Here is a 23,099-nt window from a genome sequence, read left to right as displayed (position 1 = left end):
GGACAATTGCGGCAGCTGCCCTATAGAGAGGGCGAGCAAGGTCCGGAAATGGCTGGCGCGGATTAGCCTCTCTTTCTTTGGAGGAGCACTAGGCCACCTGTGCTGAGAGCGGTTGCCAACGTAGCAGCTGCGAACAGGGAGATGCCTGTACCAGCGAGTTCTTTTGCGCCTGCATCCCTCTTCTTAGCTTTCCTATGCTGGGTCGGCCTACTGGAGACAGATGCAGGTTGATCGGCGTGGTCGGCGGGGGAAGGCGGCGTTGGCTTCGAAGCTGCCTGCACGTAGAGAGGGTAGGTGACTTTATTGACACCAAATTGCAGCTCCAGCGGGTAGTAGCCGCTCTTTTTCACCTGGGGCACAGTGAAGCTCACCCGCGAGCGCCCTGTTTCGTCCAGGCTTTGCACAACCCGGTTGTCGATCGGGGCAGCGGCCACCTGCTTGCCCTGAAATTGGACAGTAACCGTGTCCGCGTTTGGTTCGTCAGTAGTCCACGAGAGCGAGGAGAGGCCCAGCGTAACTTTCTGGCCGGCTTTGAGGTTGCGCGGCCCAGTAATGCCAACCGAGCCTTGCGACTGGGAGACGGCGTAACCGGGGTGGGCAGCCAGGAAGTGATTGAAAGCGCCCAGGTCATTGATGCCGGGCAATTGGGCGAAGTTAGTGCCTTCTTTCATGACCGTGTAGCCGTCCCCGCCGTTGAGCAGGAACGTTCCACCTGCTACCCGCAGCTTCGAGGTGGTGTCGCCTCGGTCAAGTTTCTTCTTGTCTATATAAATATCGATTACTTTGGACCCTAAGTTTGGGCTTGGGTCGTAGGTGTAGAAGAAGTTGTTAGAGAAGGCCAGTTTCAGCATTGGGCGGGAGGCGCCCTCGGGCTTCCACTGCTGTTCTACGAGCTTGTAGACTTGTGCTGGAGTTAGGTCGATGGTGCCCATGTCCCCGTTGAATGGCTGTACGTTGTAGGACTCTTCGACCGTTACGATGCCGTCGGAATTCGCATCTAATGAGGGCGTGCGTAGGCCGCCCGCATTCATGATCGCGAACGAGGGAGTGGCGCCCTCGCCTTTGGCGTACTGATAGAAACCCTCTGCGATTAGATTGCCCAGGGTGGACTCGGCGCCGCGATTTTCAGTTCCTTCCGGATCACCTTGGACACCACGTTTCGCGGCGTTGGCTATGGTTCCAACCTTTTCTTTGCCTAGTTCTTTTGCCTGCGCGGTGGCCTGCTGCACCATGGGCAGAATTGTCGCGTCGGAAGGGACAGAGGGATCCTTCGTGGCATCTTTGATGGTGCGCATCTTTGAATTGGCAGCGATGACCTTCCTGGTGCTGGCATCTACAGACAGCTCAATGTCTGCAAGGAGTCGTCCGAAGCAATCGGGCTGCACAACGGGGGCCCCGGAGGCTGTTTGCGTGGTCTTATTGGTGTGAGTATGTCCTGCTACCGCTGCGTCCACGTTGGCGCCCAATCGGGCTGCAGCGGTGTAGTCCTCGTGTAGTAGTGCAACTACAACGTCTGCCTCGCCATTGGCATCATCGCCATCCTTCAAGGCCGCAGCGGAATTGTTGAGGGCGGTGACCGGGTCGCTAATTGCAAGCCCCTCTAGTCCTGCTGGGTTAACCAGGTTCGGCAGATCGGCGGTGGTCGCGCCGATGAAGCCTACTCGGATGCCTTCCTTGGTTGTTTTGATCTTGTAGGGGAGGACCTTTGAGGTATCGACCCCGGAAATATTGGAGCCAACGAAGTCCCAGCCCACCTGACCTAACTGCCGACTTACTATGTCTGAATACCCGGCATCGAATTCGTGGTTGCCGAGCGCAGAAACTTCCAATCCCAGCTTCGTCAGGATTTTCATGGTCGGTTCGTCCTTAGCAATAGAGGAAACGTAGGTAGATCCTCCAACTGAGTCGCCGGTGGAGACAAGGAACGTGTTGGGGTTCTGAGCGCGCATACGTGTGACCTGCTCGGACAGGTTAGGAGCCATCTCGATGTGACCGTGAAAATCGGTGATAGCTGCAATGCTAATTTCTACTTGGGCTGCCGCACGAGCCTGCGGGGCAGAGAGTGTAAACAGCGAGACCGCCATTGCGAACAGTATTGGTAGGTAGGATGCCCTGTGCTTTGGCCGAAGCATAGCCCTCTCCTATGACGTTGATGGAAGCAATAAAGACTGCTGCCAATGTAATGAGAGAACGTAAATAGGCGGTGAAGTAAGGTTTATCTGTGGGCTAAGCAGGCACAAATTTTTGCATTGCTGCAGACCGCATTGTTGGATGAAAACTGCATCAAGTGGGCCAACCTGAAAGCCGCCTAGCGATTTTGTCAGAGGAAGCCGCAGCCCAGTTTTCCCGTGCTGCGCAACCCGCCACCAAGGACGGTGGCACGACCAAAGGAGTAGAAACACCGAAGTTTCAAAAGATTGTAAAAATGACGACTGCCAGCTTATGTGTGCTATGCGTACCACTGTCGGCAGCAGGGGTGGCGTGCGCAGAAGATCTTAGCGACTTGCGTTCAGCATCAGCCGCTCCCTCACAGTTAACTCTCCGCACTTCTAATTTCAATACCACAAGGCGGGACGATTCACTTACGGAAGCTGAAATTGAGGAATTCGCCGGTGCCGCAGCGGATAGTTTTGTGGTTCTATTTCGTGATGTCATCAAACATGATGGAGCGAAGTTCGTTGTAGATGAAAGACTGGCTGCTGAATATGGTTTCGGAGGAAGTTCTGAGCAGCTTGCTCTTATCGTTAACTCACTAAATGGAGCTGCCGACAATCCGTATGTTGATGCGCAGTCGGATCGTAGCTGGGGCTCTTTCGGGTCATGCGTAGTGACGGGAGTCCTTGGTTTTTCGCCCTTCCAAATCGACTACAACCTATTGGGAAAATACATTTACGAAAAGTCTTGGAAAAAAGTTGCTGATTTACTTAAGCGGTACGCCAAGAAAGAAATCGCCAAAAAGAGTGGCAATATTGTTCTTAAACAAATCATTAAGTCAACTCCAGCGGGGTTTGCTGCATGGTTAGGTGTTTACGCTGTTGGATGCGCCGCAAAAGAGGCGTGGAATTGGTGGGAAGTATAATGCCGCGTACTATGCGCGAACTGGGGGTCAGCTTACTAATTTTTACGCTGGTGGTTTGCCTATTTTCTTTGTCGATGCTAATGTTTTTCCCTTTACGTACGGTACTGAGTATAGTTGTTCCATCACTGTTGCTTGGTGTGTCAGTTTTAGGTGTTGGGTATTTTCGTCGGAAAAAAGGAATTGATGAATAACTCCATTTCGGAGCGGCTCAGCCGTGACTAAGATCGGAAACGCTGCAAGTTTCGGCAGGTGACGCAACTCCTGTAATAAACATCCCTTCACCGTCTTCTACATACGCGGCAGAAGGTTAAATCCTTAGTGCTCTAGGGGGCGCGATGCCGAATGAGCCTAGATTTGCCTGGGCGCAGTAATTAGAATTCTAACACATAAGCCGGTATGTGAGGTGGCGGAGGCATTTTTATAACACCACGTTCCCAAATTGTTTGAAACTTAAGCGCAGGAAAGCTGGAAAGGGGTGGCTTTTAACTAGATCAACGACATTACTGCTATAGCTGGAGAGGCTGAGGAGTTTATATCCTCTGGTCGTTTTGTAGATAGAATTACTGAAATAATTGAGGATGATCCATGGTCACAACCCACGCTGGATAGACGCGAATCTTTTTCCTTAAACACGTCAATGATTTTGACGATCAGTTAAAGTTTGAGTACGTACTGTTTATAGGTGACGGCTTGCATCGTTGTTTTAATAGGTAGTGGAAGCCACAAACGTTTCCTACAGGCGGTAGCAGCCCCCGTAGTCGGATGTTTACCGAGCAGCTCGAATTTGGAGATGGCTTGCTCGCACTGCACATAACGAGCGAAGGCCTGCGCATAAGCCTCAATCAGCCGTTTGGAGACAAAGCGGGTGCAACCGCGTTTATCAAGCCACCGCCAGGTCTCCCGGTAAACGATGTCCGCACCCAGCGGTTTACCATCACGCTGAACCGCAGATAGATACTCAGAAGGTTCCGGCATGACCTCGCCGGCAAGTACCGCACCCTCACCGATATCAGAGCCGTCGAAATCAAAAGGAGTCGCTAGTTGGTGCTCCGGGCGCGTGGCAGGCAGGCCTTTCGCCAGTTTTTCGTTGAGTGGGTCGGGTTTCGCGCCAGCCCGCACCCGGCGGCCACCGCGATTGGTGCCATCTTTCGCCATGCTTTACTCCTGATTGTTGTGGCCAAATAGGAATGTGGAACGGGCGAAATTATTGCTGCAAGAGGCCTTAACTTCGCTGGAGAGGTGTTTGTCTCCTAGCGGCTTCCAGTTGCTGAAACTTGGGCTACTTTTCTCCACGCTGGCGACTATAAACGCGTGGATAAACGCAAACCATCAAGAGATTTTTATTGAGTCTGGCAACGACATTGGGGCATTGAGAACATATATGTGGTTCTTCCTAGTCCTGCTATCCCTTGCGGGAGTGTTTAATTTGGTGGACTAGGCCGTACTTGCGAACCTCAAGTTTTTCACCACACTTAAATTGCCCGTCGTCCTGTTCTTGACTGTGCTAACTACAGGGGCAAGCACAGGTCCTGTCTTGGATGGTCGTATCATGTATTACCTTCATGAAGGCAGCATCATTTACTTGCTGTATCCCATTGTCGTGTCAGTCGCAGCTGTCCTCTTGAGATATTTCTTGCTAAGGAGGAAGGGGCAGTTGGATGTGGCAGAAGAATAGCTCCTCGACCACACCCGACTATGCCTTGTGCTTAGCGCGAGTGAGCCAGTAGGTAGCCTGCCAAGGCATTGCAACAGGCTCGGCGATCTTCATCGCTCGAATCCCCAGCAAGTTCGGCTAATCCAACGCACCACAGGCCTGTGCCGATGCTGTTCATGGTATTCCAAATGCTTGCCGCTAACGCCTTTTGGGAGGAGTAATCCAAGCCATCTGCTTCAAAGGCTGTATAGCGATTCTGAACAATAATCTCGGCGTAAAGCGAGTTCATCGTGGCAGAAAGGGCATGCAGATTATTTGGTGGATTATCCTGCAGTATCTTACTTAGCAAGATTGCGTCAGCATCATCACACATATCTGTGAGGTTGCATCTTACCTGCAATTTCTTCGCGTTAACTCCGTGGCTCGTGAGGTACTTATCGACAACACTTAGCTCAGACCCGATCAGCGCATTAGCAGTATGTTGATGCTTTCCTGTTCCAGCGCTGGTAGAACGACTCATACAACCCGCCCAGCTGATTCCACTTAAAACCAGGTGCCGGAGTAATTACTTCTTTGTCTGCTTGCTCGTCTTTTTCCCAGCCGAGCAGTAGCTCCATCCAGCCCACCTGGTAGGCGATCATCTGCCGGGGTGTGCGGTCAACACCATCAATCAGCCGATCCCACCCATCGTCGGGAACATCAGTGAACTCGCCAATAAACAGACTCCCACGTTTAGTGATCTCTGCCTGAAACTCGGTGCCAGATTCATACGATCTCATCACACACCTCCTTGTGTAACGGCCTTGAAATTATTGTCCGTTAGCGGGTTCAATGAAAAAACAGCATTTTACAAGGGGAAACACGATACGCGCTAACGCAAAATCCCAACCCGCTAACGCAGCCGAAAATTCACGCCCCTTTGGGGGATACTCGCTAACGCAAACGCCTACTTATCAAATCCAGCGTCTATGTGGAGCCACCTGTCAGACTCGAACTGACGACCGTCCGCTTACAAGGCGGGTGCTCTACCAACTGAGCTAAGGTGGCTGGGCAAGGACTAGTTTTACACAGAACTTGCCGCGATGTGAAACTAGCTTTCTGTTGGCTCCATCACTTAGTCGCTTGCGTCAACATGTCATCAAACGATTTTGCCTGAATTAGCTTGCCGTTTCGCACAATCATAGGAGTGCCGTAGGATTTCTTGTCAGTTAGACCAGAATTTACCCACTGCTTAGTCCAGGTCTGCAGCGTTTCCTTTGTCTTGTCAGTATCGAAGGAATCAATGATCTTCTGGTCTATGCCAAGATCTTTAGCTACCTTTGCAACCTCCTTCTTGCCTTCGTCCACGCTGGTTAGGGACGTTTCAGCTTTACCTTCCTTGGCATCTTTCAGTACCTGGTTGGTTAGAGCGAAATGCATGTCAATGAACTTTTCTGGCGCTTTGGAAGCCACTTGCAGCGCGCCTGCAGCAGCGGGGAAACCCCACGAGTAGTGGGAAGACATAGTGACAACTGGTTTGAAAGTTAGGTTGATCTTGCCATCTTTGGCGGCCTGTACAAGATCATGGCCAATGGCCTGTTCAAGCTCCAGACAGTGCACGCAGACATAATCGGAATAAAGATCCACATTGGGCAAGCCTTTGACGCGTTTGCCAACCCCGTCCTTTGAAATGACGATGCCTTTGTTCTCTTTGACAGACTGGCTGTAGGAGGCGCTGGCTCCCTTTGAAGAAGACTTCTTGGACCACAGCACGCCGCCGATCAAGCCGATTGCGACTAGAGCCGCGATGACCACCACCGCGATCGTTATGTTGCGGGTGGTCTTAGCCTTCTGCTGCTGTTGCCGTTTCGCCTGCAAGTTCTGCTTAGCCTGCGCCAAACGTTCCTGTTCTTCTGGGCTCATGTGCGCAGCAGCGGAGTTCTTCTTGGAAGGCTTTTTGGCCATGTGTACTCCTTTGCAAATTAATTGCTGGGATCAAATTACTGATGTTGGTAATAACGGTACAACTAGTAACGCTGAAGCGCCTAAGGCTAGCAAGCCTACAATGACGCGGGCGGGAAATGGAGCAAGGAAACGATCTGTGATTGCGCGCCCTCCCTGCCTCACCTTTCCCATGCCGGGCAGGATCCACCATACAAACATGCTAGCTGCTGGAAAAACCCAAAAGTTGGGCTCTGCTTGGAGCGCCTCCGCCAGTGCTTGAATGTCGAAGGGATTTGCTATGGAGGGCGAAAAGGTGGCACTAGCGCACACAAGGGCTACGGTCAAAGAGATAAGCCCGGCGACCGTCACAGCTATGGCGCTGCGCAGTAAATGCCAGGGTAGGCGGGCTAAAGCTCTGGCCCCATCAGAGGCAGCAGGCCCGCCCCTGGGCAGACGGACCGAGTGGTAAAAGGCCTGTTGGGAACCAACAACGCCCTCAAGAAGGAAAAGGACCGCCACCACAGGGATCGCAGCCAGCCCCGCATACGCCACTATCCCAGCAGCGGTAGCCAGTAAACACAGTCCAAAGAACGGGTGCATCTTGGCTGTGGAGGGACGGTAGGGGGCCGGCAGGGCGGTACCGTCAGCCTGCTCTAGCAACTGCGGTCTTTGCCCGTCTTCAAGCCCTGGCGTTGCCACCACCCCTGCAGAACCGTAGGCGGGAGCCTGGGCAACAGTCTGTTGGAAAGCCTGCACCGGGTAGGCCAAAGTGGGTGCTACCGGAACGTCCAGCGCCTGCGTTGGGGCGCCCTCGGAAAGAGGCTGCGTAGGGGCAGTAAGCAGTTCTGTTTCCGCCGGAGCCGGTTCATTTTGCCCCTCACGTAACTGGGCAAGAACCTGCTCCGGATCAACCTGCCCGCGCGTAGGGGAGAGCGCCTGAGTGAGCGCCCGTTGCAATCCCATAGGAAGCCCGCGCACATCCGGGGCGCCAGTGCGCACCCGCGCGATTACCGCTTCTAGTGGTCCCGATCCAAAAGGAGGGCGGCCGGTTGCGGCATGTACTAGGACTGCAGCCCAAGACCACCAATCAGATTCGGCGTCTGGGGCAGCACCATCTAACACCCACGGCGCTAAATATCCTGGAGTGCCGGTGACTAGTCCCGTAGAAGTTAACCTTTCGTCTCCGGCTAACTGTGCAATCCCAAAATCGATAAGGACCGGGCCGCGGGCGGACACCATGATGTTGCCCGGCTTAATGTCGCGGTGGATGACTCCCGACTGGTGCAGCTGACGCAACGCGGCTGCCAAGCGATCCGCCAGGTCAACTAGATCATCACCGCTCCACGGCCCGGCTTCGCGAATATCCTGGGCCAAGGTAGGTCCAGAGATGAACTCTGTGACTATGAACGCGTCCGCGCCCTCTGTCTCTAAATCTAAGACGCGAGCCACCGCGTCCGAGCGCACTTTATTGATCGTGGCCGCTTCCCTAGAAAGCCGCTTTCTGGCAGACGAATCCGACCCTAAAAAGGAATGCAAAAGCTTAAAAGCGACAAAGTTCCCGGCAGGATCCTGCGCCAGGTATACGGTGCCCATGCCACCGCTGCCTAGTTGCCGTACCAACTTGTATCCGGCGATCTGTTGCGAAACTTCCACGCCCCAATGGTAATGGAGTGCTCTGACAAATTACTGTAAGTCCAGCTCAGCCCGGAAAGGGGAGCGGGGCAGAAAATTCTGGGCCGAAAGGTTATTGCGCTCGCGAGAAAATATGCGAAAATAGCGTCAACGCCCCTGCGAAATCGCAGAGCGTGTGTCAGCGAAGACACCTGACACTCCACTCGGATCGTCCGGCACGTACCTGCCGGTGGAGGGAATAAAAGAAGAAATGGCAACTGTAACCTTCGACAAGGCTACCCGCGTCTACCCCGGGGCAACAGAACCGGCGGTTAGCGAACTAGATCTACACATTGAAGACGGGGAATTCCTTGTCCTGGTAGGTCCTTCTGGCTGTGGTAAGTCCACATCACTGCGTATGCTCGCAGGACTTGAAGACGTAAACGGAGGGCGCATTTTCATTGGTGACCAGGATGTCACCGACGTGCAGCCCAAGGATCGCGACATTGCGATGGTTTTCCAGAACTACGCTCTGTACCCGCACATGACCGTTCGCGAAAATATGGGCTTTGCGCTGAAGATCGCGAAGGTCGACAAAGAAGAGATTCGTCGTCGCGTTGACGAGGCGGCGCAGATTCTTGACTTGACCGAATACCTTGACCGCAAGCCGAAAGCACTCTCTGGCGGCCAGCGCCAGCGTGTAGCAATGGGCCGCGCGATCGTCCGTAAGCCCAAGGTATTCCTAATGGATGAGCCGCTGTCCAACTTGGATGCGAAGCTGCGTGTACAGACTCGTACTCAGATCGCTACTCTGCAGCGCAACCTGGGCGTCACCACCGTATACGTGACCCACGATCAGACCGAGGCGCTGACCATGGGCGACCGCATCGCGGTTCTAAAGGATGGCATCTTGCAGCAGGTTGGTACCCCGCGCGACATGTATGAGCGCCCCGCCAACGCCTTCGTGGCAGGATTCATCGGCTCGCCCGCAATGAACATTGGAACCTTCGAAGTGCAGGGCGACCACGCCGTGCACGGGCCGGCGCATGTGAAGCTTTCGCGTGAAGCAATCGACGCGCTGACCCCTGAAGATGGCGGCAAGATCCAGATTGGCTTCCGCCCCGAGGCCATGGAAGTTGTTGATTCGACAGACGAAGCAACCATTCCGCTGACTATCGACATGGTTGAAGAACTCGGTTCTGACGCCTACATCTACGGTCATGTCGAGGGCGCAGAAGGTCTGGGCTCGGGCAATGACTCCGATGCCAACACCATGATCGTGCGTGTTCCCCCGCGTACCGCGCCGGGAATCGGCAAGACCATCCACGTGCGTCCGCGTCCGGGTATGCAGCATAACTTCTCTGTTGCCACCGGCAAGCGCCTGCCTGATTAATCGGCAGTAAGACTTTGGGGGTGAAGCCAGGTGCTTCACCCCCAAATTTTTATGTGTTGTTATGCGCAGCCCCCCTACGGGAGCTGCCAGTTAATTGGTGCGATGCCCAGTTTTTCCAGTTCGGCATTCGCCCTCGAGAAGGGGCGGGAACCAAAGAAACCCCGCGATGCCGACAAAGGTGAGGGGTGAGGCGATTCAATCCGCGGATTATTGCCTAGCTTCGGGCCGAGCTTACGCGCATCGGCTCCCCAAAGGATCGCGACGAATGGTGTGGGACGGCGCACCAGCGCATCTATTGCGCATTCGGTGACTTCTTCCCAGCCCCGTCCTCGGTGGGAAGCTGGTGCTCCCGGGCGTACTGTCAGCACCCGATTTAGCAGGCAAACGCCCTGCTCGCACCAGGGAGTCAGATCGCCACTGGTTGGAGTGGGTACGTGCAGATCTTCGGTCAACTCTTTAAAAATGTTGACAAGCGAACGCGGCGGGCGCACTCCCGGTTTTACCGAGAAGCTCAATCCCATGGCGTGTCCTGGCGTGGGGTAGGGGTCCTGACCTACAATCAGACATTTCACTTTGTCGAACGGATAGGTGAAGGCGCGCAGTACATCAGTCCCAGCCGGAAGATAACCGTTGCCGGCACTGTTCTCCTGCCGCAACATGTCGCCCAATTCGTGCACTTTTTGTTCCACCGGGGCGAGGGCCTTCGCCCACCCTGGGTCTATGAGTTCAGAAAGCGGTTTAGCTTCATTCATACCTACTTCTGTCCCCTCACAAGTAGATTCTTGGTAATAGTCCGCGCCATTGCGCGCGGATTAATCTATACCAGGTAGTCTGAGCGCGTGAGCGAGAATAGCTATCCAGAAGACGAATTCGATCAGATCGGCCGGGACCTGCCCGCTGGGGTGCACCGCGCCTCCAAGTCCACTTTCTCGAAAGTGCTGCCCTTCTTGATTGTGTTGATTGTTATGCCGTTGCTCGCCTGGGGAGTGGTGGGCCTGGTGAAACACAACTCGGGTGTGCAAACCCCCAAAGCGCAGTCGACTAGCCAAGCGCCAAAGGCCAGCCCTAAGAAACAAACCCCTTCGCCCTCGCCATCTACGGAAGCGAAGGAAGAAAAGACGGAAGAAGCAAAGAAGGAATTCGATCCCTCTCAGGCTGCTTCCATCCCAGTTTCGGTATTCAACGTGGACGCCGGAAACGGGGTAGCTGGTGAGGCCGCGCAGAAGCTGATCAACTACGGGTTCACCGATTCGGCTGCATCGAACAGGCCCGACGCAGTGCTGGATCAAACTACCGTCTACTACGGTTCTGAAGATCTTGCAGAAGCTGCCAAGGCCGTTGGTGAGCAGCTAGGTATTTCGGCTGTCCAACTGTCGCCTGACATTGCGACAGAGCAGGGCCGAATCTACGTCTATATAAAGTCTGACTACCAGCAATAGCTAAGCGTATCGAAGGCGCATCCACCCGTAAGGTGGGTGCGCCTTTTCGCTAGTGGGCGAACCGGGCGGACTAAACTTACGCCGTCTTGCACTCTGAGGCTGAGAGTGCCAAACTTTGAGTTAGCACTCCACCGGGGTGAGTGATAACTGACTGCTTATCCCCGCGGAGCAAAAACCAATACAGGTGCTGCATGAGGGTAGAGCCTACCGGATGGTCCGGGCAGTTCTATCCGTCCGTCGCGGGCATGCACACCGCCAACCGTAGGTAGGAATAAACCACAATGGCAAAGATCATTAAGTTTGACGAGGAAGCTCGTCGTTCTATTGAAGCTGGCCTGAACCAGCTTGCCGACACTGTCAAGGTCACCCTCGGTCCCAAGGGCCGTAACGTTGTCCTAGACAAGAAGTGGGGCGCCCCCACCATCACTAACGACGGCGTGTCCATCGCGAAGGAAATTGACCTGGAAGAACCGTTTGAGCGCATTGGCGCCGAACTGGTCAAGGAAGTTGCCAAGAAGACTGACGATGTCGCTGGCGACGGCACCACCACTGCAACCGTGCTAGCACAGGCAATGGTTCGCGAAGGCCTGCGCAACGTAGTTGCAGGTGCTAACCCGATCGCTCTGCGTCGCGGTATCGACAAGGGCGTAGAGGCCGTTGTCAAGCACCTGCTCGATTCCGCAAAGGAAATCGAGACCACCGAAGAAATCGCCGCCACCGCTTCGATTTCTGCTGCTGATCCCAAGATTGGCAAGCTGATCGCACAGGCTATGGAGATTGTTGGCGCCGAGGGCGTCATCACCGTCGAAGAATCTAACGCATTCGGTATTCAGCTTGAAACCACCGAAGGCATGCGTTTCGACAAGGGCTACCTGTCCGGCTACTTCGTAACCGATGCCGACCGTCAGGAAGCAGTCCTAGAGGACGCCTACGTCCTGCTGGTTGAGTCCAAGGTTTCCAACATCAAGGACCTGCTGCCGATTCTTGAGAAGGTCATGCAGTCCGGCAAGCCGCTGCTGATCGTTGCTGAGGATGTCGAGGGCGAGGCGCTGACCACCCTAGTCGTAAACAAGATTCGTGGCACCTTCAAGTCCGTTGCTGTGAAGGCCCCGGGCTTCGGCGATCGTCGCAAGGCCATGCTGCAGGATATGGCTATCCTCACCGGTGGCCAGGTTGTCTCCGAGACCGTCGGCCTCTCGCTCGAAAGCGTCGAGCTGGACATGCTGGGCAAGGCCCGCAAGGTTGTTGTCACCAAGGACGACACCACCATCGTCGACGGCGCAGGCTCCAAGGAGCAGATCGACGGCCGCGTTGCCCAGATCCGCCAGGAGATCGAGAACTCTGACTCCGAATACGACCGCGAGAAGCTGCAGGAACGCCTTGCAAAGCTGTCTGGCGGCGTTGCAGTGATCAAGTCCGGTGCAGCCACCGAGGTCGAGGCCAAGGAACGCAAGCACCGCATCGAGGACGCAGTACGCAACGCGCGTGCAGCCTCCGAAGAAGGCATTGTTTCCGGTGGCGGCGTAGCTCTGCTGCAGGCAGCAGCCAAGGTCCTAGACAACAACGACTTCGAAGGCGACGAAGCCACTGGCGCACAGATCGTGCGTGTAGCGGCAGAAGCGCCCCTGGCCCAGATTGCAAACAACGCAGGCCTGAACGGCGGCGTTGTAGTTGACAAGGTCCTCTCGCTGAAGGAAGGCGAAGGCCTGAACGCAGCAACTGGCGAATACCAGGACCTAATGGCAGCAGGCATTGCTGACCCGGTCAAGGTAACTCGTTCCGCGCTGCAGAACGCAGCCTCCATTGCCGGCCTGTTCCTGACTACCGAAGCCGTGGTCGCCGACAAGCCGGAACCGCCAGCAGTCCCGGCCGCCGGTGGCGACGACATGGGCGGAATGTACTAAAAAGTACTCCAACCGGAAAGCCCGCGTTATCCCGCAAATAGCGAGGTAGCGCGGGCTTCCGCGTCTTCATAGGTAGTAGAAGCGGCAGTGAGCGCCTGAGAAATGGAATCGAGCGCAGATTCCACTTGGGCCTGGGCCCCGCGCCACTGGGTCGTAGCGGAACTAAAAGCGGCAGAAGCGGCACCCTGCCATTCGCCCTCGAGCGCACCAAGCTGAGACATCATCTGCGCCACATCGGAACGAATCTGCCCAGCGATCGTAGAGACCTGGCCGGCAGCCAAAGAAATAGAACCCGAATTCGCTGTAAAACGTGCCATGATTTTCCCTTTCTGATTTTCCCTCACTGGCACGATCAGAATAGAAAAACCCCAACTAGTGTTTAGGTAGAAATGAACAGGCGCCGTGGGCATAACGCGCACAGGACACCTGTGGAAAAAGATTTACTGCTAAATAGCTAGCCTAGTCAGTCCCCGCCGCGGATTCCTTTGGCTTCTCTTCGCGTTTGGGTAGGGAATCCAAGACGTCAATGGCAAGCTCTAACGAAGAGGAAAGATCTTCTTGCTCCGCCTGCTCCTCTTCTAAATCCTGGTCCTGGTTGGCCTTCTCTTCCAAGGCGCCCTCGTCTGGAGCCATCTGCGGCTGCTCCTCCGAATCTTCCTCGGCTTTGATCACCGGCAGTTCCGCAGTAATTACCTGAGGCTCCGATGCAGACTTAAGCGGTGCCATGCCCTTGATTACCCCAGTTGAGGGGTCATCAGAGCGATGCTGATAGCGCTCAATGGCCTCATCGTGTTCCTCCGCCGCATCATTAGCCTCTCGACGGACATCAGATTCCAGACTAGAAAGCTCCGTATCCAGCCGGGCCTTCTCGGCCTCCAAATTATTGCGCGCCACCGAATCCCAATCCTCCGCCATCGGAGAATTGAAAATGGCATTGCGCCCCAGCAGCTTGCGCACAATACGCCGCCGGAAACGACAGTACGCGGCCTCAGGAACATGCGCGTACTCCTCGCGCACCGCAGCCACATAGTCGCGATAATCCTGCGGATCAGCGGCAAGCATCGACATGTCAGCGTCCAACAACACCTGCTGGTCCACATCGTCCGGGTAAGACCGGTGCGACTTCATAGAAATAATCAGCCCGCAGATGCGCTCAACCACCGACTCGTCCAAACCGGTCGCCTTCAAAATCTTGGCCGCCGCAGAAGCCGAAGCTACCTCGTCCTCGCCAACGGCACGTGCATCGTCGCCGTCCTCATAATCCACGAAAACAATGCCATGTAGCCACGCAGCAACACGCAACAAATCAGGATCGTGGGTGCACCCCTGCAACTCGTCGATACCGGATAGAACAGCAACCAGGTGCTGCACATTATGGTAGTGACGATTCGGGGAATCCCACTTCGCCAATAGCTGCCCCGCCAGCTCTTCGAGCTGTGCGCGATCCAAATCCACGCCAATGTTCGACATGGAACGAGCGAACGCGCCCGGAAGCCATTGCGGAGTTTCACTGGAAGTCATAAACAACCTCAAACGACTACGATGACACCGGCTAGCTTATGCCCCAAACGGCAATTTAGCCCAACTTTTGCCATCCGTAGTGGCAAATATTGCAGTTACGGCACCGTAGGCAAGTACAACCTAACCGTGAGCCCCCCGCCCTCGGTAGTGCGCAATTCGGCACTGCCGTTGTGCGCTTTAGCAATAGCGCTAACAATGGCAAGCCCCAGACCAGAGCCACCCGTGTTCCGAGTTCTAGAAGTATCAGACCTGTAGAAACGCTTGAATACTTGGGCCCTTTCGTCTTTGGCAATGCCGGGTCCGTGGTCGCGAACCTCCAACAAAGTCATGCTAGAGCGCGTGCCCACCGCAAATTCGACGGGACTGCCAGGTGGGGTGTACCGCACGGCGTTGCCCACCAGATTAGCGAGTACCTGCATGATCTGATTGCGATCCACGTGGGCGAAGACAGGTTCGCGCGCAGGATTACCCTCCAAATCAACGATCTCTACTTTTCGTTTGCGGTCGAGCGCCCCAAGGTCCGAAGCAGCCAGTTGGACGAGCTCCGTTAGGTCCACGTCCTCGAACTTCAACTTTCGGCCCTCATCTAAGCGGGCAAGTTTCAGCAGGTCCTCGACTAATTCGCTCATCCTAGAGGCCTCTGACTCGATCCGTCCCATAACGTCCGGCACGCCCTCGGGCGGAACCCCGCCCATCCGGTACAGCTCGCCGTAACCGCGGATCGCCGCCAAAGGCGTGCGCAGCTCATGGGAAGCGTCAGACACAAACTGGTGCATCTTCTTCTCGGAGGCCTTCCTGGCAGTGAAAGACTCCTCTAGGTAGGTGAGCATCTTGTTTAGCGACTGCGAAAGGGAACCGACCTCGGTAGTGGGCGGTTCATTGTCAACCCTTTGCGTCATGTCGCCACCCGCGATCTTGCCCGCCACTGATTCAATTTCGCGCAGAGGACGAAGCGAACGACGCACCAGGTAAAAGGCGGCAAGTGCCCCAGCTGCTGCGATCAAAAGCGAAGAAAACAGCAGGTACAGGGAAGTGCGGTAAATAGTCTGTGACACGCCCGCCAAAGGGAGGGCGACCGTTGCCACCCCCACCGGAATATCCGCCCGGTAAAGCGGTACGGCCACAGCGCGCCAGGCGATTCCAATTTTTGAAGACGGAACCGTGATCGGCTGAGTCATATGCGCATCATCTAATTCGTTGAACGAAAGCAGCTCGCCGGTTTCGGGGACGCCGAACTGCTGCCGCGTGGCAGAAGTGATGATGACCTGGCCTTTGGCCTGCTGTTTGCCGTGCCGTTCGCCATATTCCAGACGCACGTAGTAATTCGACGGCAATTCCGGATCCGTCCTCATATCGAGCGTAGGGGATATGGCCGTCACCTGGCGTTGCGCCGTAGAGATCAATTCGTGGTCGACCTGTCCGACCAAGTGAGATTGCAAAATGCCCAGCATCGAGGCACCAGCGAGTACCAGCCCAACCGTGATCAGCGAGGTAGTAACTGTGACGAGGCGGAAAGTAAGGGGAGTGGAGTGCCAGCGCAAGCGAAGATTTCGCAGGAGGGCGACGTCAGCGTTTTCTCTCTTGGTCCGCCGTTTCCGGGCGTTTCTCATTCTTCCCGCATGATGTAGCCGACACCGCGCCGGGTGTGGATAATTTCGCCGGAAGAGCCAGCTACATCCAGTTTGCGGCGGAGGTAACTGATGTAGGATTCAACGATCGCGGCTTCTCCGTCCCAGTCGTATTCCCAAACGTGGTCCAAGATCTGCATTTTCGAGACGACCCGGCCTTCGTTGAGCATCAGGTAGCGGAGCAGCTTGAATTCTGTGGGGGACAGGTCGACTAGCGTTCCGGCACGGTGAACTTCGTGTGCGTCCTCGTCTAAAGTAATGTCCCCAACGCGCATTTTGGGTTCGTCCGCGACGGTGGTCTTGGTGCGGCGTAGTATCGCCCGGATGCGGGCGACGACCTCTTCGAGGCCGAAGGGCTTGGTCACGTAGTCGTCTCCGCCAACGGTGAGGCCCTGGATTTTGTCTTGCATGTCATCGCGGGCGGTCAAGAACAGGACCGGCATCTGTAGCCCTGCTTCGCGCAGGTGCCGGGTGACGGCGAAGCCGTCCATGTCGGGCATCATGACGTCGAGGACGATCAGGTCTGGCTTATATTCCTTGGCAGCGCGGAGTCCTGTGGCGCCGTCGGCTGCAATTTCGACGTCGAATCCGGCGAAACGCAGTGAGGAGGCGAGCAGGTCGCGGATATTGGGCTCGTCGTCGACTACTAACAGTTTGGCTTCGGACTGGTTTTGATCCATAAAACCAATTTTACCCATGCAGCTGAACGATCGCTGGATGGGGCCTGTAAGAGCGCGAAGTATAGTCCCAGGTGGGCTGCCCCTCCGCCGCAAATTGGAGTGAACGTACACTTAAATCCGGGCTGGTTTTTCGGGTCAGCGGAGTGAACGTACACTCCAAAAGCTAGGTTGCGGCTGCCCCGCGTCTCGCCAATACTTTAACTATGACTGATGCACCTCAAAGCCGTATTGAACAGCCGATGCGAGCGGCCGGGGCCAACGGCGACCCCTTCACTCCTGCGGGAGCGCAGTTCCATCCAGTATCCATGAAGCTGTGGAAGGCAAGGCTGGCAGGAGCCCTCATGGTGCCCGTCCCCCTGCTAATAGCGCTGATTGCTATCACCATCTTGGCTCACCAGCCACTACTGTGGATCGGCGTAGCCGCGCTGGTTGCCTTCATCGCATGGCTGACATGGCTGATCCCAAGGCAGGTACGTGCCATAGGTTGGGCAGCTACTAATGACGAACTCCTGATCCGCCGTGGCATCATGTTCAAATCCATGTGCGCAGTACCGTACGGGCGCATGCAATTCGTCGACCTAAACGAAGGCCCACTAGACCGATGGATGGGCATTGCTTCCGTCAAACTGCACACCGCTGCAGCCACCACCGACGCGAACATTCCTGGCCTCCCCAAAGAAGACGCAATCCTGCTGCGTGACCGCCTGTCCGCCCTCGGCAATGCGGAGATGGCCGGTCTATGAGCGTCCAGGAAGAAGTACGCGCCGACCAATGGCGTAAAGTCCACCCGCTCTCTCCATTACTAAATGGAGGAGCCGCCCTCACCACTTTCCTCGGGGTCGTCCTGTTCGGAAACTTACAGGTGCTTTCGGAAGCCGCCCAGTACTTAGATGGAAAATTTAGCGTCGGCTTGGTCATTCTGATTGTCTCGGGGGCAGTAGTAGCCCTTATTTTAGCGCTACTTTGCTTCACGTACTTGCAGTGGCGAAACACCTTCTACGCAGTAACTGACGAAGCTGTGCACTTTCGCCACGGCGTCATTTTCAAAGCCCACAGGCGCGCCCCACTCGACCGCGTGCAGTCGGTAGACATTTCGCGCTCACTACTGTCGCGCGTGCTAGGACTTGCCGAAATAAGAGTGGAGTCTGCTGGCGGCCCGGGGTCATCGGTGAAAATCCAGTATCTTTCTGTGGGGAAAGCCGAGGACGTACGACGCGAAATACTGCACCGAGAAGAGATACAGAACGAAGAGGTGTTAGAGAGCGAGGAGAATGCGGGCTCAGCAACCGAAGATTCGGGGATTGCCCATTCAGGAGTAATTGGCGCGGAGTATAAGGGGCCTAACTTCCAGCCATGGGAACTATACAAACTGGACTTACCCATCTTCCTTGGGGGCATGGTGCGCTCGGTAGGGATCATTATTGCCGTGGTCACCATATTGGGGTTCGTAGTTGGGGCGATCGTGCTGGTGAGTATCCTCGGCGCCTCAGAATTTGCGATTGCTCTTGGAGGCATCCAGTTCATAATCTCCATCGTCGTTGCTATTGCGGGTATAGGCTCTGCGGTATGGGGGCGAGTGAATTCTGAATACGGTTTCACTGCCGCAGTAACGAGTGCGGGCATCCGCATTACCCGAGGTCTAACGAAGCAGATTTCCCAAACTATACCGCCGGGGCGCATACACGCCGTGCGGTTGCAGCAGCCACTGCTGTGGCGGTCCAAGGACTGGTGGCGAGTATCCGCAGTGCAAGCAGGCGTAGGCCAAACTGCTCAAGCGGCAAAAGAGGCTTCAAGCGAGGGCGGTCGTGGTAAGGTCACCATGTTGCCAACGGGGACCCGGGACCAGGCGCTTAGGGCGCTCTGGCTTGTAGTCCGTGACCTTGGAATAGACGATCCTGACGCGTTCTTGGAAGAAGCTCTAACGGGTAGTGGGGAAGGAAAATACTTCACTCCTGTGGGGAGGAAAGTACGCCTACTAGATCCGCTCACGTACAACCGCAAGTCCGTGTTCATCACCGACACGGTAGTAGCGGTTCGCGACGGCCGGATTACTAGAACACTCGACATCATCCCGCATGAGCACGCCCAATCTGTCACTGCGAAGCAGGGCCCGTTAGAACGCTGGCTCAACGTGGGCAACATGCGTTTGGACCTAGTTTTCAACTCAACGGGGATGGGCGAAGTAAAACATCTCTCCGAGGAGGTACTATCCGCCGCCGTCATGCAACAGGCAGAGCTAGCCAGGCTGCGGCGCGGTGAAGAACCGATGGAGGAGTGGCAAAAGCGCATGGCGAGGTCCTCCGCATGAGCGCCCAGTCTCGCCTCCGGATAGCCGTGGTGGGGGCGGGGAAGGCAGGATGCGTCCTCGGCTCAGCCCTGCGTGCCAGTGGACACGAAATCGTTGGGGTTACGCCCGCCTCTGACACAGACCGGGTAGAAGCAATGCTGCCGGGGGTACCTATCCTAGATGCAGATAAGTTGGTACCTCAGGCAGACCTGGTGTTGCTCACCGTGCCCGACTCGCTCATTGCGGAGGTGTGCCAAGGATTGACGGAACTAGGAGTGATCAGATCTGGGCAGATCGTGGTGCATGCCGCCATGGCAGGCCTCCGCGTCCTGCAGAGCGCTTCCGCTGTGGGAGTGTTACCGCTATCTATCCACCCGGTAATATCTTTGACCGGCACCTCCATCGACCTCTCGCGGATGCAGGATCGGCCCATAATCGTAACCGCTCCGGCGCCGCTGCTGCCGATCGCGCAGGCGCTCGCGGTGGAACTTGGCGGCAGCCCAATTCCCGTTGCCGAGGACGACCGCCCTCTTGTGGCCGCGGCTCTGACGCATGCTAGCGCACACGTTGCTACCGTATTAGAGCAAGCCAAAGCTTTACTGTCCATGGCTGGTTTGGACAATCCTGAAGCGATGCTAGAGGGAATTGATGAGGTGCCTCAGGTAGAACGGATCGGCACTCCTGCGGCGCTTGCAGCTATTACTCGCGCTGAACAGGCCGCCCTCGCGCTGGGAGCAGACCCGGATAATAGGGATCTTACTCCGAATATTAACGGCGTTGCGGAAGCGTATAAGCTGCTTTCTGAACAAACTAAGGAAAGGCAATGATGGATCCTCAGCTCGTGTACACGGGATCAGAGCTACGTCAGGCGTTACAGGATAAGCATGGCCAGGTTGGGCTGGTCATGACTATGGGCGCGTTGCACGAGGGGCACCTGGATTTGGTTCGTGCAGCTCGTAAAGCCAATGACGTGGTGGTGGTTTCGATCTTTGTGAACCCGATACAGTTCGCGCCAGAGGAGGACTACGGGGCCTATCCACGTGACCTGCAGCAGGATGTGCAGGCCCTTTCCAAAGTGGGGGCGGACGTGGTGTTTGCGCCCTCGCCGGAAACGATGTACCCCAATGGGCAGCCGCAAATTTCTTTCCAGGTTGGTCAGGTTGGGGCTAACTACGAGGGCGCTGCCCGGCCCACCCACTTCGCTGGGGTAGTGCAGATCGTGTCTAAGGTGTTCAACTTGGTGCGCCCGCATCGGGCCTATTTTGGGCAGAAGGATGCGCAGCAGTTGGCGGTTGTAAGGCAGCTCGTACGGGATTTGGACTATCCCATTCGGATTGAGGCAATCCCTATCCGGCGGGAACCTAGCGGATTGGCGCTTTCTTCCAGAAATGCCTATCTCAGCCCCGAAGAACACGAGCAGGCCACTGCGCTAAATAAGGCCTTGACAGCTGGGCTTCAGGCAGCGGCCGCGACGGGATCTGCGACCAGCGTGTTGGAAACGACCAAGGCAGTCCTTGAGCAGGCGCCGGGAGTGCAGACCGAATATGTGGCTCTGGTTGACCCCAATACTATGGAAGAGGTGCGGGAAGGCCAGAAGGTGACTGCAACGCTAATGTTGGCAGCGCGGGTAGGCTCGACCAGACTAATCGACAACACGTTAGTGGTGTTGGGCCCGCGCTAGCTCGCACAACGAACGAATTCCCAGAGCACGGAAGGAATGGGACATGCCTTTGAAGACCAACGCTCTTTATTACGGCGGCGATTACAACCCGGAACAGTGGGATCGCCAGACCATCGAGCAGGACATTCCCCTAATGCGGGAAGCCGGAGTGAATATGGCAACCGTGAACGTGTTCGCTTGGGGAGAGCTAGAAGCAGACGAGGGGTGCTGGGACGAGGAGGCGTTCTCTAGGCTGGCAGAACGCATTGATGCGCTTGGGAAAGCGGGTATTAGTGTCGATTTAGCAACGGGAACTGCCGCCCCACCAGCATGGATGGCACATAAGTACCCGGATTCACTGCCGGTAGATCGGCAGGGGGTAAGGCTAGGATTCGGGTCTAGACAGGGGTACTGCCTGTCCTCTCCGGAATATCGGGCGGGCGTGGTCCGGCTTTCCCGCGAGATAGCCACGCGTTTCGGCAGTCACGAGGCCGTCGCCCTCTTCCACATAAACAACGAGTATGGCTGCCATATTCACGAATGCTTCTGTGAACGTTGCGCCGGCGAATTCCGGCAATGGCTGCAGCAGAAATACGGGTCGATCGAGGAACTGAACCACGCTTGGGGCTGTGCTTTCTGGTCACAGCGCCGCCGCAATTTTGAGCAGGTGGAGCCGCCGCGAGCAACGCCTACCTTCCACAATCCCGCGCATCTGGCCGACTGGCGGCGCTTCAGCAATGAGCAGATGCTAAAACTGTTTCGCCTAGAGAAGGAACAGCTGCAGGCGCGCGCTCCACAAATTCCGATTACCACTAATTTCATGGGATATTTCCCGCCAGTCGATTACCGGCAGTGGGCGCGCGAGGTGGACGTAGTCTCTAATGATGAATACCCAGATCCGGCAGACCCGGCTGCCATTGCAGAACAGGCGTGGTCGGCTGACATGCAGCGCGGCTACAAGGGCCAGCCTTGGCTAATCATGGAACAGGCGCCAGGCGTCGTGCAGTGGCGCGCCGCGAATGCCTCGAAGAGGCCGGGGCAGTGGGCTCTGTGGTCCCTATCCCAGATTGCTAGGGGAGCTGACGGGGCACTCTGCTTCCAGTGGCGCCAAAGTGAGGCAGGGGCAGAGACTTGGCATGGCGCCATGGTGCCGCACTACGGTACTGCAGGGTCCCACTGGAAAGAAATGGTCGACCTCGGAACCAAATTGGCGAATCTTTCACCCGTGGCCGGCACGCAGGTTCAGGCCGAGGTGGCGGTCATGGTGGACTGGGAGAGCGAGATTATCCGCTCAACCTCTATTGGGCCGGTTCCACATTCGTGGATGGGCCAGGCGCGAGTGTGGCATAGGAGCCTATTTGAGGCAGGAATAACCGCCGACGTCGTTGGTGTCGACGCCGACCTAAGCCAATACCGCATGGTGATCGTGGCGGACCTAGCCGCTCCTGATGCCATCCTTGGAAAGAAATTGGAGGAATTTGTCGAGGGCGGAGGCCAGCTAATTGGCACTACCGGCACGGGACGGTTCACTCCGGAAGGCAAGGCTGCCTTAGGGGGATACCTGGGAGTGTTGTCGTCCCTCTTTGGGGTGAATGTCGAGGGGACCGTGTACGGAGTAAACGCTGCGGAAACGGCAGTGGTGGCCGAGGGCGTGAATGAACACCTGGGTGGCTCTACTCCGCAAGGCGCCCCAGACGGAAATCCGGACCCGCGCGTTTGCCGTATTACGGCTGCAGTAGGCGCGCCTGCTGCGGCGCGATACGTAGGCATCGAGCCGGTCGATCCAGCCCTAGAGCGAGCCATGGACAGTCTGTGCGAAGTACGCCCGGCACTGCGCGGCAAGACCAGGGCGGACTCCATAGAGGTCGAAGATGCCACCCCAATCGCGTTCTTCACAGACGGCATTGCCACCGACCTGAACGGAAAGGCTGCCATCACGCGCCGGAAAGTTGGGAAGGGGCAGGCGTGGTATGTAGGTACAGACCTAGACCTAGCAGGTAGGGCCGGAGTGCTCGCCCTCGTCGGCGCGCATGCCCGGGTGCGGCCCGTCCTCCCCGGAGCCCCCGCGGGCGTGGAAGCGGTAAAGCGAGGCAAAGTGCTCTTCGTGCTGAATCACGCGGACAAGGCTGCAGAGCTGAGTGGAATGGTGGGAACAGATCTGCTGAGCGCCACCCAACTAAGCGGGCACGTGGTGGTTCCCCCACGCTCTGCCATCGCACTCTGGCAGTGAGTTATTAGCCACACCGCTTTGAAACGAGAGGGCAGGCCAGTTACTATTATCTAGTTGTGCGTTACGTAGGCACGCAGGCGCTTCCCACTC

General features: G+C 56.3%; 20 protein-coding genes and 1 tRNA gene. 9 read left to right on the top strand and 12 right to left on the bottom strand.

Annotated features, from left to right (window positions below; genetic code table 11):
• Nucleotides 1–62: 62 nt before the first annotated feature.
• A complete protein-coding gene (locus QP400_RS01270) occupies nt 63–2,084 on the bottom strand; it encodes a bifunctional metallophosphatase/5'-nucleotidase (RefSeq protein ID WP_160309227.1) in 2,022 nt (673 codons plus the stop codon).
• 203 nt (nt 2,085–2,287) lie between these two features.
• Between QP400_RS01270 and QP400_RS01265 the strand changes: the two genes are divergently transcribed.
• Nucleotides 2,288–3,079, top strand: coding sequence for a hypothetical protein (locus QP400_RS01265; RefSeq protein WP_004805793.1), 792 nt, complete (start codon nt 2,288–2,290; stop codon nt 3,077–3,079).
• A gap of 654 nt (nt 3,080–3,733) precedes the next feature.
• Here QP400_RS01265 and QP400_RS01260 read toward each other — a convergent pair.
• The 6 genes from QP400_RS01260 to QP400_RS01235 all read right to left on the bottom strand — a co-directional run bounded on the left by QP400_RS01260 (nt 3,734) and on the right by QP400_RS01235 (nt 8,309).
• The gene (locus QP400_RS01260) at nt 3,734–4,234 is read right to left on the bottom strand and encodes a hypothetical protein (protein WP_004805796.1); all 501 of its coding nucleotides are present in this window, start codon (nt 4,232–4,234) and stop codon (nt 3,734–3,736) included.
• A 551-nt stretch (nt 4,235–4,785) separates the two neighbouring features.
• Nucleotides 4,786–5,253, bottom strand: coding sequence for a hypothetical protein (locus QP400_RS01255; RefSeq protein WP_004805800.1), 468 nt, complete (start codon nt 5,251–5,253; stop codon nt 4,786–4,788).
• A complete protein-coding gene (locus QP400_RS01250; protein ID WP_004805801.1) occupies nt 5,204–5,512 on the bottom strand; it encodes a ClbS/DfsB family four-helix bundle protein in 309 nt (102 codons plus the stop codon). The genes QP400_RS01255 and QP400_RS01250 overlap by 50 nt, the downstream gene beginning before the upstream one ends.
• 192 nt (nt 5,513–5,704) lie before the next feature.
• Nucleotides 5,705–5,780, bottom strand: a tRNA-Thr gene (locus QP400_RS01245).
• Nucleotides 5,781–5,843: 63 nt separating this feature from the next.
• On the bottom strand, nt 5,844–6,677 hold the full coding sequence (locus QP400_RS01240; RefSeq protein WP_004805803.1) for a DsbA family protein: 834 nt from the start codon (nt 6,675–6,677) through the stop codon (nt 5,844–5,846).
• Nucleotides 6,678–6,707: 30 nt separating this feature from the next.
• The gene (locus QP400_RS01235) at nt 6,708–8,309 is read right to left on the bottom strand and encodes a serine/threonine-protein kinase (protein ID WP_051004219.1); all 1,602 of its coding nucleotides are present in this window, start codon (nt 8,307–8,309) and stop codon (nt 6,708–6,710) included.
• Nucleotides 8,310–8,538: 229 nt separating this feature from the next.
• On the opposite strand from QP400_RS01235, the gene QP400_RS01230 reads away from it, so the two are divergent.
• Complete coding sequence (locus tag QP400_RS01230; protein ID WP_004805807.1) at nt 8,539–9,660, top strand: ABC transporter ATP-binding protein; 1,122 nt, start codon at nt 8,539–8,541, stop codon at nt 9,658–9,660.
• Between the two features lie 74 nt (nt 9,661–9,734).
• Here the strand turns inward: QP400_RS01230 and QP400_RS01225 are convergent, their stop codons facing one another.
• Complete coding sequence (locus QP400_RS01225) at nt 9,735–10,412, bottom strand: uracil-DNA glycosylase (protein WP_004805810.1); 678 nt, start codon at nt 10,410–10,412, stop codon at nt 9,735–9,737.
• An 87-nt stretch (nt 10,413–10,499) separates the two neighbouring features.
• Here QP400_RS01225 and QP400_RS01220 point away from each other — a divergent pair, with 87 nt between their 5' ends.
• Nucleotides 10,500–11,099 carry a LytR C-terminal domain-containing protein gene (locus QP400_RS01220; protein ID WP_004805813.1) on the top strand — a complete coding sequence of 200 codons (600 nt, stop codon included), beginning with the start codon at nt 10,500–10,502 and terminating at the stop codon, nt 11,097–11,099.
• 281 nt (nt 11,100–11,380) lie between these two features.
• A complete protein-coding gene (gene groL / locus QP400_RS01215; protein WP_004805814.1) occupies nt 11,381–13,003 on the top strand; it encodes a chaperonin GroEL in 1,623 nt (540 codons plus the stop codon).
• 26 nt (nt 13,004–13,029) lie between these two features.
• Here the strand turns inward: groL and QP400_RS01210 are convergent, their stop codons facing one another.
• From QP400_RS01210 to QP400_RS01195, 4 genes are all read right to left on the bottom strand, one after another.
• Nucleotides 13,030–13,320, bottom strand: coding sequence for a WXG100 family type VII secretion target (locus QP400_RS01210; protein ID WP_040314871.1), 291 nt, complete (start codon nt 13,318–13,320; stop codon nt 13,030–13,032).
• Between the two features lie 142 nt (nt 13,321–13,462).
• A complete protein-coding gene (locus tag QP400_RS01205) occupies nt 13,463–14,524 on the bottom strand; it encodes an HD domain-containing protein (RefSeq protein ID WP_004805818.1) in 1,062 nt (353 codons plus the stop codon).
• 95 nt (nt 14,525–14,619) lie between these two features.
• The gene (locus tag QP400_RS01200) at nt 14,620–16,134 is read right to left on the bottom strand and encodes a sensor histidine kinase (RefSeq protein WP_004805820.1); all 1,515 of its coding nucleotides are present in this window, start codon (nt 16,132–16,134) and stop codon (nt 14,620–14,622) included.
• Complete coding sequence (locus QP400_RS01195; RefSeq protein ID WP_040314872.1) at nt 16,131–16,832, bottom strand: response regulator transcription factor; 702 nt, start codon at nt 16,830–16,832, stop codon at nt 16,131–16,133. Before QP400_RS01195 ends, QP400_RS01200 begins: the two co-directional genes overlap by 4 nt.
• 203 nt (nt 16,833–17,035) lie before the next feature.
• On the opposite strand from QP400_RS01195, the gene QP400_RS01190 reads away from it, so the two are divergent.
• The 5 genes from QP400_RS01190 to QP400_RS01170 are packed head-to-tail and all read left to right on the top strand — an operon-like array spanning nt 17,036 to nt 23,009.
• Nucleotides 17,036–17,575: a PH domain-containing protein gene (locus QP400_RS01190; RefSeq protein ID WP_231288177.1), complete on the top strand. Its 540-nt coding sequence runs from the start codon at nt 17,036–17,038 to the stop codon at nt 17,573–17,575.
• Nucleotides 17,572–19,140: a PH domain-containing protein gene (locus QP400_RS01185; RefSeq protein WP_285462441.1), complete on the top strand. Its 1,569-nt coding sequence runs from the start codon at nt 17,572–17,574 to the stop codon at nt 19,138–19,140. Before QP400_RS01190 ends, QP400_RS01185 begins: the two co-directional genes overlap by 4 nt.
• Nucleotides 19,107–19,946 (top strand): Rossmann-like and DUF2520 domain-containing protein, encoded by an 840-nt coding sequence (locus QP400_RS01180; RefSeq protein ID WP_141740534.1) that lies wholly within the window; start codon nt 19,107–19,109, stop codon nt 19,944–19,946. Before QP400_RS01185 ends, QP400_RS01180 begins: the two co-directional genes overlap by 34 nt.
• Nucleotides 19,943–20,800 carry a pantoate--beta-alanine ligase gene (gene panC, locus QP400_RS01175; RefSeq protein ID WP_004805828.1) on the top strand — a complete coding sequence of 286 codons (858 nt, stop codon included), beginning with the start codon at nt 19,943–19,945 and terminating at the stop codon, nt 20,798–20,800. The genes QP400_RS01180 and panC overlap by 4 nt, the downstream gene beginning before the upstream one ends.
• 43 nt (nt 20,801–20,843) lie before the next feature.
• Nucleotides 20,844–23,009 (top strand): beta-galactosidase, encoded by a 2,166-nt coding sequence (locus QP400_RS01170; protein WP_004805830.1) that lies wholly within the window; start codon nt 20,844–20,846, stop codon nt 23,007–23,009.
• Nucleotides 23,010–23,099: the final 90 nt, after the last annotated feature.

This window comes from Winkia sp. UMB3158, from assembly GCF_030217145.1.
GTDB classification, from domain to species: Bacteria; Actinomycetota; Actinomycetes; order Actinomycetales; family Actinomycetaceae; genus Winkia; species Winkia anitrata.
Note: the sequence above shows the minus strand (reverse complement) of the source record. Positions and strands in the feature narration are given on the sequence as shown.